The organism is Actinoplanes teichomyceticus ATCC 31121, from assembly GCF_003711105.1.
GTDB classification, from domain to species: Bacteria; Actinomycetota; Actinomycetes; order Mycobacteriales; family Micromonosporaceae; genus Actinoplanes; species Actinoplanes teichomyceticus.
Genome location: NZ_CP023865.1, coordinates 3,635,061 through 3,649,487 on the forward strand (window position 1 = coordinate 3,635,061; position 14,427 = coordinate 3,649,487).

A 14,427-nucleotide genomic window follows, 5' to 3' on the forward strand; every position below is an offset into this window, starting at 1 on the left:
GGCGCCCGGGGTCACCCCGGGCGCCGGCGACCGCGCTACCGCCGGTGTTCCGGCCCGCCGGCCGGGCCGAGCGCGATGCCGATGAGGCGCCACGCCCGGCGACGCCGGCACGCGTCGGCGGAGAACAGGTACACGCCGGCGAGAAAGACCGGCGGGAAGACCATCAGGAGTGCCGTGCTGATCGGTTCGATCGTCATGGGTGTTCCTTTCCTGCGTCGGAATGCTCCCAGTGTCGGTCCCGGCGGTGCGCGCAGTCACCGGCGCGAGACGATTCTTACCGATTTCTGCATCAGCTTTTCCGCCCCTTTCCATTCCTTTCCACAGCGTCTCAAGTGGATTCTTCCGGGCGACATACGGTGGTCGTGCGGTGTGCTACCAAGGAAGGCGATCCTCTCGGTCGGGCGTCGGTGTGGACGGTTCGGATGAGCGATGAATTGATCAGACTGCGGGCGGAGCTCGACGCCTTGCGCCTGCGGGCGTTCGAGCCGTCGCTGCGCAAGATCGCCCGCAACTCCGGCGGCAGGATCTCCCACCCCACCGTGAAAATCGTGCTGAGCTGCGCGAAGCTGCCCGGCTGGGAGCTGGTCAAGGCGGTGGTGGAGGCACTGGGCGGCGACACCGACCATTTCGGTGCACTGTGGACGGCGGCGTTCCAGGCCGAGCGGCTGGCGTCCGGCTCGCCGGCCGGGCTGCCCGCCGGCCGGCCCGGGGATGCCGGGGAGCCGGCCGGCTGGGACGTCTTCGACCTGGCCGCCGTCCGGCGGCAGCTCACCTCGTCGCCGCGCTTTCTCATGCGGTCGCTGACCGAGCTGCGCTCGGCGATCGAGCCGGTGGCGTCGTTCCTGGCCGCGGAGCGGTTCTCCGAGGCGGAGTCCGCCGAGCTCGTCCGGTTGGCACGCCGGTTGCAGGAGCTCGGCCGCGACGAGACGTTCTCCGCGGAGACGGCGGCGGGCGCGGCGCACCGGGAGGCCTACCGGTCCGTCGACGTCCGCTTCCACGCCACCCTGCTGCGCGGCTGCCGCAACGAGTTCTTCCGTGACCTCACCGGTCACGTGGCGGTCGCGCTGGACTACCGGATCCTGCGCGACCGGGTCGGCACCGGCGGCAACAAGCCGTTCCCGGACGCGCCGACCGCGCTGTCGCTGTGGCTGCACCGCGGGCTGGCCGCGGCCGTGCGGCAGGGCCGCTGCTCGGCCGCCGAGGGGTTCTCCCGGGCGCTGCTCGCCGAGATCCGCCAGGGCCCGCTGCCGGAGTCGGTGGCGCTGGCGCTGGAGGCGGCGCTGGCGCACCTGGACACCGACGGCCCCGGCTGGACGGGGTTCGTCCCGGAGATCCGGCGGCTGCTCGACAGTCAGACGTGGCCCGGCCGCTGAGCCGTGTCGACCCACCGTCATCTCATCTGCGGTCGTCGATAACCTGCGGGTCGCCGGCCGGACATCCGCGGCCGATGGACTACCGCGGCCACGTCCGAGACGATCGAGGAGAACATATGCGCAACGCCGTGCTGCGGGGTGTGCTGCTCACCGCCGCCTGCTCCAGCGCGCTCACCGCGGGCCTGGTGGCCACCGCGACCGGCGCGTCGGCGGCCCCGGCCCCGGTGCACGCCGCGGTCAGCGCGCAGGCGCTGCCGTCGTACGAGAACTGGCTCGCCGACGTGCGGACGGTGACCGACCAGGCCGCCACCTACCTGAGCGGGCGCCTGCCGGCCTCCGGCGTCCGGGCCGCCATCGTGCTCGACATCGACAACACCGCGCTGCAGAGCAAATACAAGCCGTACGCCGCGACGCCCGGCGTGCTGGCCCTCGCGCAGCAGGCCCGCCGGGCCGGGGCCGCGGTCTTCTTCGTCACCGCCCGGCCGGAGATCATCGAAGCGCCGACCGCGGTGAACCTCAAGGCGGTCGGTTACGCGTGGACGGACCTCTACACCCGTCCGACGCTCGACTTCTCCAGCAACCAGACACTGAAGACCAACGCCCGCATCGACATCGAGCGCCGTGGCTACACGATCGTCGCCAACGTCGGCAACAGCGCCTCCGACCTGGCCGGCGGGCACGCCGAGCGGACGTTCAAGCTGCCGGACTACGACGGCCAGCTGGACTGAGCCGCGGCGGCCGCGGCGCGGGTGGCGCCGGGCCGCGGCCGCCGCCCGCGCCTGAGGGGTGCCCTGCCGGTACACCTATCGAAAGGGAGTCCCCGGGTGGATCACACCGCGGTTTCCTGAGTAATGATCGGGAGAGACCCGTCATGATCGGAGAACCGCCATTCTTACCGTCAACGCCATCGCCGCGCCGTCCGCCACCGAACCGCTCGTGCGTACCACGATCGAGCGGCGTGACCTCGGACCGCGCGACGTCCTGATCGAGATCCGGTACGCCGGGATCTGCCACTCCGACATCCACACCGTGCGCGGCGACTGGGGCCAGGTGCCCTACCCGCTCACCGTCGGGCACGAGATCGTCGGGCACGTCACCGAGGTCGGGGCCGAGGTCACCAAGCACGCGGTCGGTGACCGGGTCGGCGTCGGCTGCATGGTCAACTCCTGCCGGGAGTGCGAGAACTGCCGCGCCGGGCTGGAGCAGTACTGCCTGAAGGGCAACGTCGGCACGTACGCCGGCATCGACCGCGACGGCACCGTCACCCAGGGTGGCTACTCGACGCACGTGGTCGTCGACGAGGACTTCGTGCTGCGGGTCCCGCAGGCCATCCCGGTCGAGGCGGCCGCCCCGCTGCTGTGCGCCGGGATCACCACGTACTCGCCGCTGGCGCACTGGAACGCCGGGCCGGGCAAGAAGGTCGCCGTCGTCGGGATGGGCGGCCTGGGCCACATGGCCGTCAAGATCGCCGTCGCGATGGGCGCCGAGGTGACCGTGCTGTCGCAGACGCTGAGCAAGAAGGACGACGGCCTCGCCTTCGGCGCCGAGCACTACCACGCCACCAGCGACCCGGCCACCTTCGAGGCGCTCGCCAACACGTTCGACCTGATCGTCAACACGGTCAGCGCGCCGATCGACATCAACGCGTACCTGCGCCTGCTGCGCCTCGACGGCACCCTGGTCAGCGTGGGCGCCCCGCCGCAGCCGCTGCCGGTGCAGGCGTTCGCGCTGTTCGGCAACCGGCGCTCGTTCGCCGGGTCCAGCATCGGCGGCATCGCCGAGACCCAGCAGATGCTGGACTTCTGCGCCGAGCGCGGGATCGCCCCGGAGGTCGAGGTGATCGACGCCGACGCGGTGAACGAGGCCTACGAGCGGGTGCTCAAGTCGGACGTGCGTTACCGGTTCGTCATCGACATCGACTCCCTGCGCTGATCCGGCTCGTCGCCACCGGCCGCCGCCCACGAGGCGAGCAGCGTCAGCGCGTGCGCGGACGCCGACCCGGGCTCGGCCGCATAGATCTTCATGGCCACGTCCGGGTCGGCGCGCAGATCCATGCTCTCGTACGAGAGGGCCAGCTCACCCACCACGTGGTGCCGGAAGGTCTGCACCCCGGTGCCGTGGATGCGCACGTTGTGCGCGCCCCAGCGGCGGCGGAACTCGTCGCTGCGCGTGGAGAGCTCGCCGACCAGGTCGTGCAGCCCCTTGTCGTGCGGGTCCTTGCCGGCCGAGGTGCGCAGGTCGGCCACGATCGAGTCGGCGGCCAGGTTCCAGTCCGGGAAGAAGCGGCGGGCCGCGCTGTCGAGGAACGTGAACCGGCCGAAGTTCGGCTGGTGGGTCGGGTCGGCGTAGAGGTCGGCGTACATCGCCCGGCCGAGCAGGTTGGCCGCCACGATGTCCAGCCGGTTGTTGACCAGGATCGCCGGGCTGGTGACGGAGTCCAGCGCCCACCGCAGGCTGGGCCGGACCGTCCACGGCCGCGGCCGGCGGCTGGGCCGCAGCAGCGCGCTGCTGCCGTTCGCCTCGTGGGCCAGGCGCACCAGATGGGCGCGCTCGGCGTCGTCGAGCCGCAGCGCGCGGGCGATCGCGTCGAGCACGCCGGCGGACACCCCGGCCAGCGAGCCGCGTTCCAGCTTGGCGTAGTACTCGACGCTGACTCCGGCCAGCGAGGCGACCTCGCTGCGCCGCAGCCCGGCGACGCGGCGGTTGCCGGTGACGGGCAGCCCGGCCTGCTGCGGGGTGATCTTGGCGCGTCGGGTGATCAGGAAGTCCCGCACCTCGGCTCGGTTGTCCATGCCTCGACGGTACGACGGGGCCCGGCCGGCCTGGGACGCCCTGGCAGTACACCCCTGTCCGGCGCGCCGCTGACGCCGCGGCGCCGGCCGGGCGCACCCGTCAACGCGCGTCCAGCAGCAGGTCGGTGACGCCGAGCAGGTTCACCAGCCAGCTCAGGTGCGCCGGCGGATGGCGCAGCGTCACCGCGATGCCGCGCCCGGTCACCGCGTGCCGGGCCTGCTGCAGCGCGCGCAGCCCGGCGATGTCGATGAAGTCCAGCGCGGCGAGGTCGACCACGACGCGCTCGGTGGAGGCGTCGCCCAGGCCGCTGACCAGTTCCCGCAGCGGGGCGCTGACCAGCAGGTCCAGATCACCGGAGACGGTCACCGTGACGATCCGCGCGGTGCGGTGCACGCTGATCCGGCAGATCCCGCGCTCCAGGAAGTCGCCGCTCATGGCAGTGGGCCGGTTCTCATCGTGCTGACCTCCGGACCGAGATCGTCGCGCGTGCCGCGCGCTATCCACAGTCTTCGTCGTGCGGCGGTCCGGGTACAGCCTTCGACAGGTTACGGACCACCGCCGATCGCCCGATCCGATGGCTCAGGCCGCCTCGGCCGCCTCGGCCGGTCGCTGCCGCGCGGCGAAGTCGGCCGCGGGCATCGGGCGGGCGTAGTGGTAGCCCTGCCCCCGGTCGCAGCCCAGCTCGTGCAGCAGGGCGGCGTGGAACGGCGTCTCGATGCCCTCGGCCACCGTCGTCAGCCGCAGACTCCGGGCCAGGTCCACCACCGTACGGACCAGGGCGATCTGCCGGGTGTCGTCGCTGTCGGCGGGCATCAGCGACCGGTCGATCTTCAGGACGTCGATCGGCAGGTCGCGCAGGTACGCCAGCGACGAGTACCCGGTGCCGAAGTCGTCCACGGCGATCCGGACGCCGTCCCCGCGCAGCGCCTCCAGGTGCGCCCGGGCCTGCGCGCTCGGCACGCCCTCCCGGACCAGGATCCCCTCGGTGATCTCCAGGGTGAGCGCGGCGGCGGGCAGGCCGGTGTCGGCCAGGCTGCGGCGCACCTTCGCGGTGAACTCGTCGTCGGCCAGCTGGCGCGGTGACACGTTGACGGTCAGCGTGACCCCGTGCGCGCGGTGCCAGGCGGCCGCCTCGGCGCAGGCCCGGCGCAGCACCCACTCGCCCAGGGCGACGATCAGGCCGCTGTCCTCGGCGGCCGGGATGAACAGGTCGGGCCGGACCGGCGCCTCGCCGGGCGGCAGCCAGCGCACCAGCGCCTCGACCGCCACCGTCCGGGCGCCGGCCAGGTCGACGATCGGCTGGTAGTGGACGACGAACTCCTCGCGCTCCAGGGAGTGCCGCAGCCGCTCGACCACCCGGATGCGCTCGGTCTGCCGCTGGCGCAGCTCGGGTTCGTACCAGACGGCACAGTCCTTGCCGGCTGCCTTGGCGGCGTACAGGGCGAGGTCCGCGTCGCCGAGGGTGTGCGCCACGTCGGCGCCGTCCGCCGGGCGCACCCCGACGCTGGCCGTGACGTGCAGCGTGTACCCGGACACCGTGACCGGCGCCTGCAACGCCGTCAGCACGGCGCCGGCCCGGATGCCCAGCAGCTCCCGGTCGGTGCCCGGCACCAGGACGGCGAACTCGTCCCCGCCGGTACGCGACAGCAGGTCCGCCGGGCCCAGGGCGGCCCGCAGCCGGGCGGCGATCTCGACCAGCAGGTTGTCGCCGGCCTGGTGGCCGAGCCGGTCGTTGACGTCCTGGAAGCCGTCGAGGTCCAGCAGCAGCAACCCGTGTGCCGGGCCGGCGGCGATCCGGCTCTCCAGCAGACGCCGGTTGGGCAGTCCGGTCAGCGCGTCGTGCTCGGCCAGGTGCCGCAGCGACGCCTGCAGTACCGCGTGCTCGTCGAGCGCCGCGGCCAGCGACTCGGCGTGCCGCCCCAGCTGCCGCTGCGCGTTGGTCATCCGGATCACCAGCAGCAGGCTGATCAGCGCGGTGGCGGCCAGCGGCAGCAGGAAGTCCAGGTGGTCCAGGTCGTCCGCGTGGTAGTCGTTGAGCAGCGCGTACGCGGTCGCGGCCGGGCCGATGAGGACCAGCACGCCGTGCAGCAGCGCCGTCCGCCGGCCGCCGGTGGTCGTGTCCGGGGCGGCGGGCCGCGCCGCGGTGGCCGGGTGCAGCGCGGCGACCCCGGGCAGCGTGAAGGCGAGCAGCCACGCGGTGACGCTCAGGTCCGGACCGGACCAGGAGCCGCCCTCGGTGACCGAGAGGAAGTACCGCATGTCGGCCACGGTCAGCAGCACGGCCATGAGCAGCAGGCCGACGTGCGTGTTCCGCAGCCGCCGCTGCACCACCAGCAGCCGCACCGCCATGGCCACCAGCAGCAGGTCCAGCAGCGGGTAGGCGATGGCGCCGCTGTCCGGCGGGACCCGATCGACGTCGACCACGTACGGGTCGTACAGCAGGATCCAGGCCAGCGTCACGCCGGTGCAGGTGACGATGCCCGCCTCGGCCGTGCCGGCCCATCGGGAGCCGCCCGGCGGGCGCTCGGGCAGCATCGCCATCCCGGCCGCCAGCAGCGGGTACATGGCGAAGTAGAGCAGGTCGACCACGGAGAACGTCGGGGCCACGGTCAGGTCCAGGCTGAGCTGCGCGCCCCACACCGTGTTGGCCACCGCGCCGCAGCTCAGGGCGGCGGCCAGCAGCAGCCAGGCGCGCGGGTGGGCCGGGCGGTGCCGCCGTACCCCGGCCACGACGCACGCCGCCGAGCCGAAGCCGACCAGGGCGTAGGCGTACTCCTGCACGGCCACGCCGGCCAGCGGCGCGGTGACCGCGGTGAGCACGCCGGGAACCGCCGCCCAGGCGGGCCATCGCCAACCGCGCACCGTGCCCCCGTCCCGTCGTCCAGTCACGCCGCGATGTTCATCGGCGTGATCCCGGCCGACCTGAGATCACGACCCGCCGTCGTGGACGGGGGACGCGCGCTACCGGATCGCACCCCGGATCGCACCCGTCCGGCAACCGTCGCCCGATGCCATGGCCTTCTGTCGGCACAGCGGAGGTGGCCCCGGGCATGGCGAGTCGGTTGATGCGTTTCCACATGGTCGTCGCCGCCGTCGCGGTGCTCGGGTTCCTGGCCGTGCCGGACGGCAGCACGCTGCAGCTGGTGTGGCAGGTCGCGGTCGGGTGGCTCACCGCCGCGATCATCGTCGCCGCGGTCCGCAGCCGCCGCCCGGAGCTGTCGGCGACTTGGTGGCTCATCGCGCTCGGCGTGGCCGGCAACGCCAGCGGCATCCTGGTGGAGTACGTGCTGACCCGCACCCAGGCCGACCCCGGCTTCCCGTCCTGGGCCGACGCCGCCTACCTGTCGCTGTATCCCGCGTGCGCCACCGGCCTGCTGCTGCTCATCCGGCGCCGGACCGCCCAGCGCGACTGGTCCGGGCTGGTCGACGCCACCACGCTGACCACCGGCATGGGGCTGCTCGCCTGGGTCTTCATGGTCAAACCGGCCGCCGCCGACCCGACCATCGGCCTGCTCGGCCACATCGTCAGCGTCGCGTACCCGGTCGGCGACGTCGTGCTGCTGGCCATGACCGTCCGGCTGATGATCAGCGGCGGCGCCCGGAACACCTCCTTCCGCCTGGTGTGCGCGGCGCTGGGCTGCTTCCTCGCCGGTGACGGCGCCTGGGCGGTGATCAACCAGATGGTCTGGGAGCCGGGCCCGATGGCGCACAAGGTCCTCGCCGACGTGTTCCTCGCCGGCTACCTGCTCTTCGGCGCCGCCGCGGCGCACCCCGACGTGCGCTCGCTGGCCCGGGCGGTGGCGCCGCGCACCGGCCGGATCAGCCGGACGCTGCTGCTCGCGCTGACCGTCGCCTCGCTGATCGGGCCCACCCTGCTGATCCTGCAGGCGGTCCGCGACCGGGTGACCGACGCGCTGGCCATCGCGCTCGGCTGCATCGCGCTGTTCCTGCTGGTGCTGGTCCGGATGTCGCAGCTGATCACGCAGCTGGACAGGCAGACCGAGCGGGTGCGCGAGCTGGCCGTCACCGACGAGCTGACCGGCCTGCCGAACCGGCGGGCGTGGAACACCGAGCTGCCACGCGCGGTGGAACGGGCCCGGCGTACCGGCGTCCCGCTCACCGTCGCGGTCGTCGACATCGACCACTTCAAGCGGTTCAACGACGCGTACGGGCACCCGGCCGGGGACCGGCTGCTGAAGGAGGCGGCCGCCGCCTGGCAGGAGCAGCTGCGCTCGGTGGACCACCTGGCCCGGTACGGCGGCGAGGAGTTCGTGCTGATGCTGCCGGACGCGGCCGTCGAGCAGGGCGGGGCGATCCTGGACCGGATGCGCCGGGCCACCCCGCTGGGCCAGACCTTCTCGGCCGGCATCGCCACCTGGAACGGCACGGAGACCTCCGACGAGCTCACCGCCCGCGCCGACGCCGCCCTGTACGAGGCCAAGAACGCCGGCCGTGACCGGATCGTGGCCGCCCGGGAGAGCGCCCTGGCCTGACGCCGGCCGGGGTCAGCCCTGACGGCCCTGGGTGGCCACGCCCTCGATGAAGTAGCGCTGGCCGAAACTGAACAGCACCAGCATGGGCAGCGTGACCAGCAGCGCGGCCACCATCACGTACTGGTAGTCGGCGTGCCCGCCGGCGGTCGGGCTGTACTTGGTCATCGAGTACGCCACCCCGAGCGGCGCGGTGAACCCCTCGACGGAGCCGGCGTTGAGGTAGATCAGCGCGCCCTGGAAGTTGTTCCACGAGGCCTGGAACTCGAAGAGGAAGACGATGACGAACGACGGCAGCGACAGCGGCATCGCGATGCGCCAGAACATCTGCCAGTAACTGGAGCCGTCGATGCGCGCCGCCTCGAACAGCTCCCGGGGCAGACCCAGGTAGAACTGCCGCTGCAGGAAGATGTAGAAGGCCGAGCCGAACAGGTTGGCGCCGAACAGCGGGACCCAGGTGCCGAGCAGCCCGGTCAGCTTCCAGATCAGGTAGGTCGGGATCATCGTCACCGAGGCGGGCAGCATCATCGTGGCCAGCACCAGGCCGAAGAGGACGCCGCGGCCGGGGAAGCGGAAGTACGCGAAGCCGAACGCCACGATCGAGCTGGAGACCGCGACCAGGGCCGCGGCGAGCAGCGCGATGCACACGCTGTTGCCCACCCAGTGCAGCAGCGGCAGCTCGCGCCACACGTCCACGTAGTTGTCGAAGCGCCAGGTGCGCGGGATCAGCGCGTTGTCGAAGACCTGCCCGGCCGGTTTCAGGCTGGCCGCTACCAGCCACACCAGCGGGTACAGGAACAGCGCGGCGAACCCGATCAGCAGCACGGTGAGCAGGAGCTGCCCGGCCGAGAAGCGGCGCGGGGCCCGGGCCCGCCGCCGGCCGCCCGCCGCCCGCCCGGCCGGCACGGCGGGGGACGAGGCGCCGGGATCGGTGGTCGCCATCACCGCTCTCCCTCGTAGTGAACGTACCGGTTGCCGATCCTGACCTGCGCGAACGTCAGGATCAGCAGGATGACGAAGAGCAGCCACGCCATGGCGGCCGCGAAACCGAAGTTGAACTGGCGGAACGCCTGCTGGAACAGGTAGACCGCGTAGAACAGCGAGGACTCCGGGGCGACGTTGGTCTGATCCCGCCAGAACAGCAGGAACGCCTGGTCGAACACCTGGAAGGCGTTGATCGTCAGGATGATCACGGCGAAGAACACGGCGCCGGAGATCATCGGCAGGGTGATCGCGAAGAACCGGCGGACCGGGCCGGCGCCGTCCAGGGACGCCACCTCGTACAGCTCGCGGGGCACGTTCTTGAGCGCGGCCAGGAAGATCACCATGGTGCCGCTGACGCCCCACAGCGCCATGAGCACGATCGAGGGCCGTACCCACGCCGGGTCCACCAGCCACTGCGGGCCCTGCACGCCGACCGCTCGCAGCGCCTGGTTGATCGCGCCGGTGTTGCCGTTGAGCAGTAGCAGGAACACCGCGGCGGTGGCCACCGCCGGCGTCATCTTGGGCAGGTAGTAGACCGTCCGGAAGAAGCCGGCGCCGCGCCGGACCCGGTCGAGCAGGACCGCCAGCAGCAGCGCGAAGCAGACCTCGGCCGGCACCGCGAGCACCGCGAAGAACAGCGTGTTGGTCAGCGACATGGCGACCCGCGGGTCCTCCAGCAGCGCCCGGTAGTTGTCCAGCCCGGCCGGTCGCATCCGGTTGGTCGCCAGGTTGAAGTGGCTGAACGAGATGGCCAGGCTGTAGATCATCGTGCCCAGCGTGAAGATCAGGAAGCCGACGATCCACGGCAGGACGAACAGGTAGCCGGCCACGGCCTCGCGGCGGTGGTACCGGCGCGGCTTGAGATCCGACGGCATTTCCGACACGCCTCCTCGCGTACCGTCCGGGCCCGCGGCGTCAGCCGGCGATCGTCCGGTACGCGGCCACGGCCGCCGTCTGCGCGTCGGCGAGCGCCGCCCGCGGGCTCTTCTGTCCCAGCAGCGCCGCGGTGACAGCGCTGGTCAGCTCCTGCTTGAGCGGCTGCCCGGCGGGTGAGGCGCCGGCGCTGCGACCGGCGGCGAGCACGTCGTAGTAGGTGCGGACCACCTGGTCGAAGCCGGCGTTGCCGCTGGGCTTGACGTACTGCTCGCGGATCGACCGGTCCGGGCCGGGCGATCCGGTGAACAGGCCGGTGTAGACGGCCCGGTCCTTCGCCCGGGTGGCGGCCCGGGCCCGGGCCGCCGCCTGCCACGCGCCGTCCTCGGTCAGCGCCAGCGCCCACCGGCAGGCGGCGCTCGGGTTCTTCGACTTCGCCGGGATCACGAACGAGCCGCCGAAGGCCACGGCGACCGGCCGGCCGTCGCGGCCCCGGAACGGCGCCGCGGCCAGCCGTACCCGGTCCTTGGCCGGGGACAGCACGTTCGCGTACCACTGCGCGTCGATCTCGGCGCCCACCTGGTTGCGGACGAACTGGTTGTGCTCACCGAACACGTCGAACGAGTCGGTGAAGCTCTTGTACCGGGCGAAGCCGCCCTGCGCGTCGACGATCCGCTTGAGCAGCTCCAGCGGGTAGACGTTGGCCGGGTCGTCCAGCGTCGGCACGCCGCCGTCGCCGACCAGCCGCCCGCCCTGCCCGACGAACCACAGGTAGAGCTGCCCGGTGGCCTGCGGGTTGAAGCCGAGCGTGCTGGGCACGCCGTCGCTGGCACGGTACATCCTGGCGATGGCGGCCAGCAGCGTGTCCGGCTTCGACGTGTCGATCTCCTCGGCCCGCACGCCGGCCGCGTCCAGCACCGTCCGGTTCAGGATGATCGCCGGTGGCTGGTAGAACTGCGGCACCGCCCAGATCCGGTCCCGGTACGTCACGTCGGCCACGACGTTGGGATACCAGCGTTGCCGGGGGTCCACCCGGTGTGCCGCGAAGCACCGGTCCACCGGCATGATCAGGCCCTGGGCGGCGTACGTGCCCACGTACTCGCGGTCCATCTGCACCACGTCGGGCACGTCGCCACCGGCCAGCCGGGTGGTGAACTTCTGCGCGTCGAACCCGGTCCGGTCGGTCTCGACGGTCAGCCCGGGCAGCCGGGCGGCGGCGTAGTCCAGGCGGGCCGTGCCGACGTCGTCCGCGTTGTCGAACGCCCAGGCGCGCAGTGTGCCGCCGGCCGCGGCGCTGAAGTCGGCGGCCGGGGCGCCGGGGCCGTCGGCGCCGGACTCACAGGCCGCCGTGCCGCCGGTGACGGCGACGGCGAGGGCGACGCCGGCGGCCAGCCCGGCCGCTCGTGCCTTTCCCATGATGGCCTCCCTTCGGCGGCGGGAGCGCTCGCCGCACCGGTGCTGTCCGGGCCGTCCCGCCGGCCGGAGGCGGCGAGGGGATCCGGACATCGAAAGTTATCGAAGTCTGTGGTGGCGCACAAGGCGAGCGTGCCGGCGGGCGGTCGGCGCGGCCGCGGGCGCCGTCCCCGGGGGATCAACGAGGGGTCCGGTGGCGGGGAAACGATGCCCCTCGTGGCCGGACCGGTCCGGGGACCCGGCCCGCGCGGCGCCCGCGCTCACCCACCCGGATGCTCTGCGCCCGCCCGGCATGAATCCGGGCGGCGGCGGGTATCCCGGCAGACTCGGCATGACGACCAGGCGGGAGGCCCGGCAATGGCGCAGCATCGGCCGACACCACGCCTCCCGCAGCACCGCGGCGAACTGAGCGCCGCGCTGGCCACCCTCGCCGGCACCCCGGACGACCACTCCGGCGTCGACGACCAGCTGATCGCGATCGGCCGGCTGTGCGCCCAGCGGATCGCCGCGGTGCGCTACGCGTCGGTGACCGTCCGGCACGACGGCGCCTACACCACCGTCGCGGCCAGCAACGACATCGCGGTCGCCGTCGACGAGGCGCAGTACGCCGAGCGGGCCGGCCCGTGCCTGGAGGCCATCGACTCGGCCACCCCGCTGGGCGTGCCGGACATCGCCGCGACGATGCGCTGGCCCGGCTTCCGCGAGACCGCCTACCGCCTCGGGCTGCACACGTCGTTGTCCGTCCCACTGTTCGCCGGGCGCGGGGAGCCGATCGCCGCGCTCAACCTCTACGGCCACGACTCCGCCATGATGTCCGCCCTGACCGCCGCGGTGTGGGCGGCCTACGACCCGGCCGTGCCCGCCGGCCCCGACCTGCCGCGGCTGGACGCGGGCGGGGCCGAACTGGCCACCGGGCTGACCGAGGCGTTCGCCGTCCGGGCCGTCATCCAGCGCGCGCTGGGCGTCATCGCCCGGCGGGAGGGGCTGCCCGACCGCGCCTACGCCACGCTGCGGTTGCGTGCCGCCGACGCCGGGACCTCGCTGTTCGACGCGGCGACCACGGTCATCCGGGAGAGCGATCCCGATCCCCGGCGGTGACCGGCCGGGCGGGCTCCGCGATGGACGGCGGCGCCGGTGCGCGATGAGAATCGCGGGGTGACCGGACGAGAGCTGCCGCGCGCCGCGCTGGCGATCCGGGGAACCGTCGAGGGCTTCTACGGCCCGCCGTGGTCACCCGCCCAGCGGCTGGCCCACCTGGAGTTCTCCGCCCGGGTCGGACTCGACACCTACGTCTACGCGCCCAAGGGCGACGCGCACCACCGGCTGCGCTGGCGCGAGCCGTACCCGGCGGCCGAGCTCGCCCAGCTGCGCGAACTGGCCACCGCCGCGCGCCGGCTCGGCGTCCGGTTCGTGTACGCGATCAGTCCCGGCCTGGACATGGGTTTCGCCGGCGAGGCCGATCACCGCGCGCTGGCGGGCAAGGCCGGTCAGCTCGCCGGCGCCGGCGTCGAGCAGTTCGCGCTCTTCTTCGACGACGTGCCGGCCGAGCTGACCCGGCCGGAGGACGTCGCCCGCTGGCCGGGCGCGGGTGGCGCCGGGGCCGCGCACGGCGTGGCCTGCACCCGGTTCGTCACCGGCTTCCTCGCCGCCCGCGGGCTGCGCCGGTCGCTGCTGGTCTGCCCCACCGACTACGCGGGCACGCGGGAGACGCCGTACCGCCGCGAGTTCGCCCGCACCGCCCCGCCCGACGCGCTGATCGCCTGGACCGGCCGGGACGTGGTGGTCGGCTCGGTCACCCGCGACGAGATCGACCGGGCGGCCGCCGCGTACCGGCGCCGCCTCGTGCTGTGGGACAACTTCCCGGTCAACGACTTCGCGCCGCGGCGACTGTTCCTCGGCCCGCTCACCGGCCGCACCCCGGACGTGGGTGGCTCCGCGCTGGTCGGGGTGCTGGCGAACCCGATGCCGCTGGCCGTACCGTCCCGGATCCCGCTGGTGTCGGTCGCCGACTGGGCCGCCGACCCGGCCGGATACGACCCGGCCCGCTCGGCAGCCCGCGCGCTGCCGCTGGTGGCCGGGGCCGGCGCGGACGACCTGGCGCCGCTGGTGCGGGTCAGCAGCTCATGGCCGCCGAGCGCCGTGCCGGACGCGCAGCTCGCGCGCACGGCCGACGCCGCGCTCGCCGGCGATCCGGGCGCCCGCGCCGCGCTGAGCGCCCGGCTGGCGGAGCTGGCCCGCGGCTGCCGTGCCGCCACCCGGCCGGCCGACCTGATCGCACCGCTGCGGCCGTGGCTGGCCGCCGGCGCGGCGATGGCCGACGCCGGTCTCGCGGCGGCGCGGCTGCTGACCGGCACGTCGCGCGACCCCGGCGCCGCCCGCGCGGCACTGGCCGCCGCCGAGGAGCACTGGGCCGACGTGCTGCGGCCGGTCGTCCCGCCGTTCGTCCGGGAGGTGCTGCGCCGGTGCGCGGGCTGAGGCGCGTACCGGTGGTGTATCCCGGG

At 73.5% G+C, this 14,427-nt stretch carries 13 protein-coding genes; 6 read left to right on the forward strand and 7 right to left on the reverse strand.

Annotated elements, in window-relative coordinates:
* Positions 1-35 precede the first annotated feature (35 nt).
* Positions 36-197: a hypothetical protein gene (locus ACTEI_RS37005; RefSeq protein WP_164465981.1), complete on the reverse strand. Its 162-nt coding sequence runs from the start codon at positions 195-197 to the stop codon at positions 36-38.
* Positions 198-422: 225 nt separating this feature from the next.
* Between ACTEI_RS37005 and ACTEI_RS16020 the strand changes: the two genes are divergently transcribed.
* The 3 genes from ACTEI_RS16020 to ACTEI_RS16030 all read left to right on the forward strand — a co-directional run bounded on the left by ACTEI_RS16020 (position 423) and on the right by ACTEI_RS16030 (position 3,305).
* Entirely contained in the window at positions 423-1,373 is a 951-nt protein-coding gene (locus ACTEI_RS16020) for a FadR/GntR family transcriptional regulator (RefSeq protein WP_122978401.1), read from the forward strand.
* Between the two features lie 116 nt (positions 1,374-1,489).
* A complete protein-coding gene (locus ACTEI_RS16025; protein ID WP_122978402.1) occupies positions 1,490-2,101 on the forward strand; it encodes an HAD family acid phosphatase in 612 nt (203 codons plus the stop codon).
* A gap of 160 nt (positions 2,102-2,261) precedes the next feature.
* Complete coding sequence (locus ACTEI_RS16030) at positions 2,262-3,305, forward strand: NAD(P)-dependent alcohol dehydrogenase (protein WP_122978403.1); 1,044 nt, start codon at positions 2,262-2,264, stop codon at positions 3,303-3,305.
* Here the strand turns inward: ACTEI_RS16030 and ACTEI_RS16035 are convergent.
* The 3 genes from ACTEI_RS16035 to ACTEI_RS16045 all read right to left on the reverse strand — a co-directional run bounded on the left by ACTEI_RS16035 (position 3,269) and on the right by ACTEI_RS16045 (position 7,055).
* Positions 3,269-4,165, reverse strand: coding sequence for a helix-turn-helix transcriptional regulator (locus ACTEI_RS16035; protein ID WP_122978404.1), 897 nt, complete (start codon positions 4,163-4,165; stop codon positions 3,269-3,271). The genes ACTEI_RS16030 and ACTEI_RS16035 overlap by 37 nt on opposite strands.
* 100 nt (positions 4,166-4,265) lie before the next feature.
* Entirely contained in the window at positions 4,266-4,601 is a 336-nt protein-coding gene (locus tag ACTEI_RS16040) for an STAS domain-containing protein (RefSeq protein WP_122978405.1), read from the reverse strand.
* 144 nt (positions 4,602-4,745) lie between these two features.
* The gene (locus ACTEI_RS16045) at positions 4,746-7,055 is read right to left on the reverse strand and encodes a putative bifunctional diguanylate cyclase/phosphodiesterase (RefSeq protein ID WP_145831128.1); all 2,310 of its coding nucleotides are present in this window, start codon (positions 7,053-7,055) and stop codon (positions 4,746-4,748) included.
* Between the two features lie 161 nt (positions 7,056-7,216).
* Between ACTEI_RS16045 and ACTEI_RS16050 the strand changes: the two genes are divergently transcribed.
* Positions 7,217-8,659, forward strand: coding sequence for a GGDEF domain-containing protein (locus tag ACTEI_RS16050; protein WP_239082740.1), 1,443 nt, complete (start codon positions 7,217-7,219; stop codon positions 8,657-8,659).
* A 12-nt stretch (positions 8,660-8,671) separates the two neighbouring features.
* Here ACTEI_RS16050 and ACTEI_RS16055 read toward each other — a convergent pair whose 3' ends face one another.
* From ACTEI_RS16055 to ACTEI_RS16065, 3 genes are read right to left on the reverse strand one after another with little or no spacing between them, the layout of a single operon-like run.
* A complete protein-coding gene (locus ACTEI_RS16055; protein ID WP_122978408.1) occupies positions 8,672-9,598 on the reverse strand; it encodes a carbohydrate ABC transporter permease in 927 nt (308 codons plus the stop codon).
* Positions 9,598-10,515, reverse strand: a complete 918-nt coding sequence (locus tag ACTEI_RS16060) for a carbohydrate ABC transporter permease (RefSeq protein ID WP_122978409.1) — start codon at positions 10,513-10,515, stop codon at positions 9,598-9,600. The genes ACTEI_RS16055 and ACTEI_RS16060 overlap by 1 nt, the downstream gene beginning before the upstream one ends.
* A gap of 40 nt (positions 10,516-10,555) precedes the next feature.
* Positions 10,556-11,929, reverse strand: coding sequence for an ABC transporter substrate-binding protein (locus tag ACTEI_RS16065; protein ID WP_122978410.1), 1,374 nt, complete (start codon positions 11,927-11,929; stop codon positions 10,556-10,558).
* A gap of 354 nt (positions 11,930-12,283) precedes the next feature.
* On the opposite strand from ACTEI_RS16065, the gene ACTEI_RS16070 reads away from it, so the two are divergent.
* On the forward strand, positions 12,284-13,024 hold the full coding sequence (locus ACTEI_RS16070; RefSeq protein ID WP_122978411.1) for a GAF domain-containing protein: 741 nt from the start codon (positions 12,284-12,286) through the stop codon (positions 13,022-13,024).
* A 57-nt stretch (positions 13,025-13,081) separates the two neighbouring features.
* On the forward strand, positions 13,082-14,401 hold the full coding sequence (locus tag ACTEI_RS16075) for a protein O-GlcNAcase (RefSeq protein ID WP_164465982.1): 1,320 nt from the start codon (positions 13,082-13,084) through the stop codon (positions 14,399-14,401).
* Positions 14,402-14,427: the final 26 nt, after the last annotated feature.

What these genes read in the sequence shown, in the direction of transcription:
- ACTEI_RS16060 (WP_122978409.1), bottom strand. Translation starts at nt 10,515, where the DNA reads ATGCCGTCGGATCTCAAGCCGCGCCGGTACCACCGCCGCGAGGCCGTG.
- ACTEI_RS16050 (WP_239082740.1), top strand. Translation starts at nt 7,217, where the DNA reads ATGGCGAGTCGGTTGATGCGTTTCCACATGGTCGTCGCCGCCGTCGCG.
- ACTEI_RS37005 (WP_164465981.1), bottom strand. Translation starts at nt 197, where the DNA reads ATGACGATCGAACCGATCAGCACGGCACTCCTGATGGTCTTCCCGCCG.
- ACTEI_RS16035 (WP_122978404.1), bottom strand. Translation starts at nt 4,165, where the DNA reads ATGGACAACCGAGCCGAGGTGCGGGACTTCCTGATCACCCGACGCGCC.
- ACTEI_RS16070 (WP_122978411.1), top strand. Translation starts at nt 12,284, where the DNA reads ATGGCGCAGCATCGGCCGACACCACGCCTCCCGCAGCACCGCGGCGAA.
- ACTEI_RS16025 (WP_122978402.1), top strand. Translation starts at nt 1,490, where the DNA reads ATGCGCAACGCCGTGCTGCGGGGTGTGCTGCTCACCGCCGCCTGCTCC.
- ACTEI_RS16040 (WP_122978405.1), bottom strand. Translation starts at nt 4,601, where the DNA reads ATGAGCGGCGACTTCCTGGAGCGCGGGATCTGCCGGATCAGCGTGCAC.
- ACTEI_RS16020 (WP_122978401.1), top strand. Translation starts at nt 423, where the DNA reads ATGAGCGATGAATTGATCAGACTGCGGGCGGAGCTCGACGCCTTGCGC.
- ACTEI_RS16055 (WP_122978408.1), bottom strand. Translation starts at nt 9,598, where the DNA reads ATGGCGACCACCGATCCCGGCGCCTCGTCCCCCGCCGTGCCGGCCGGG.
- ACTEI_RS16065 (WP_122978410.1), bottom strand. Translation starts at nt 11,929, where the DNA reads ATGGGAAAGGCACGAGCGGCCGGGCTGGCCGCCGGCGTCGCCCTCGCC.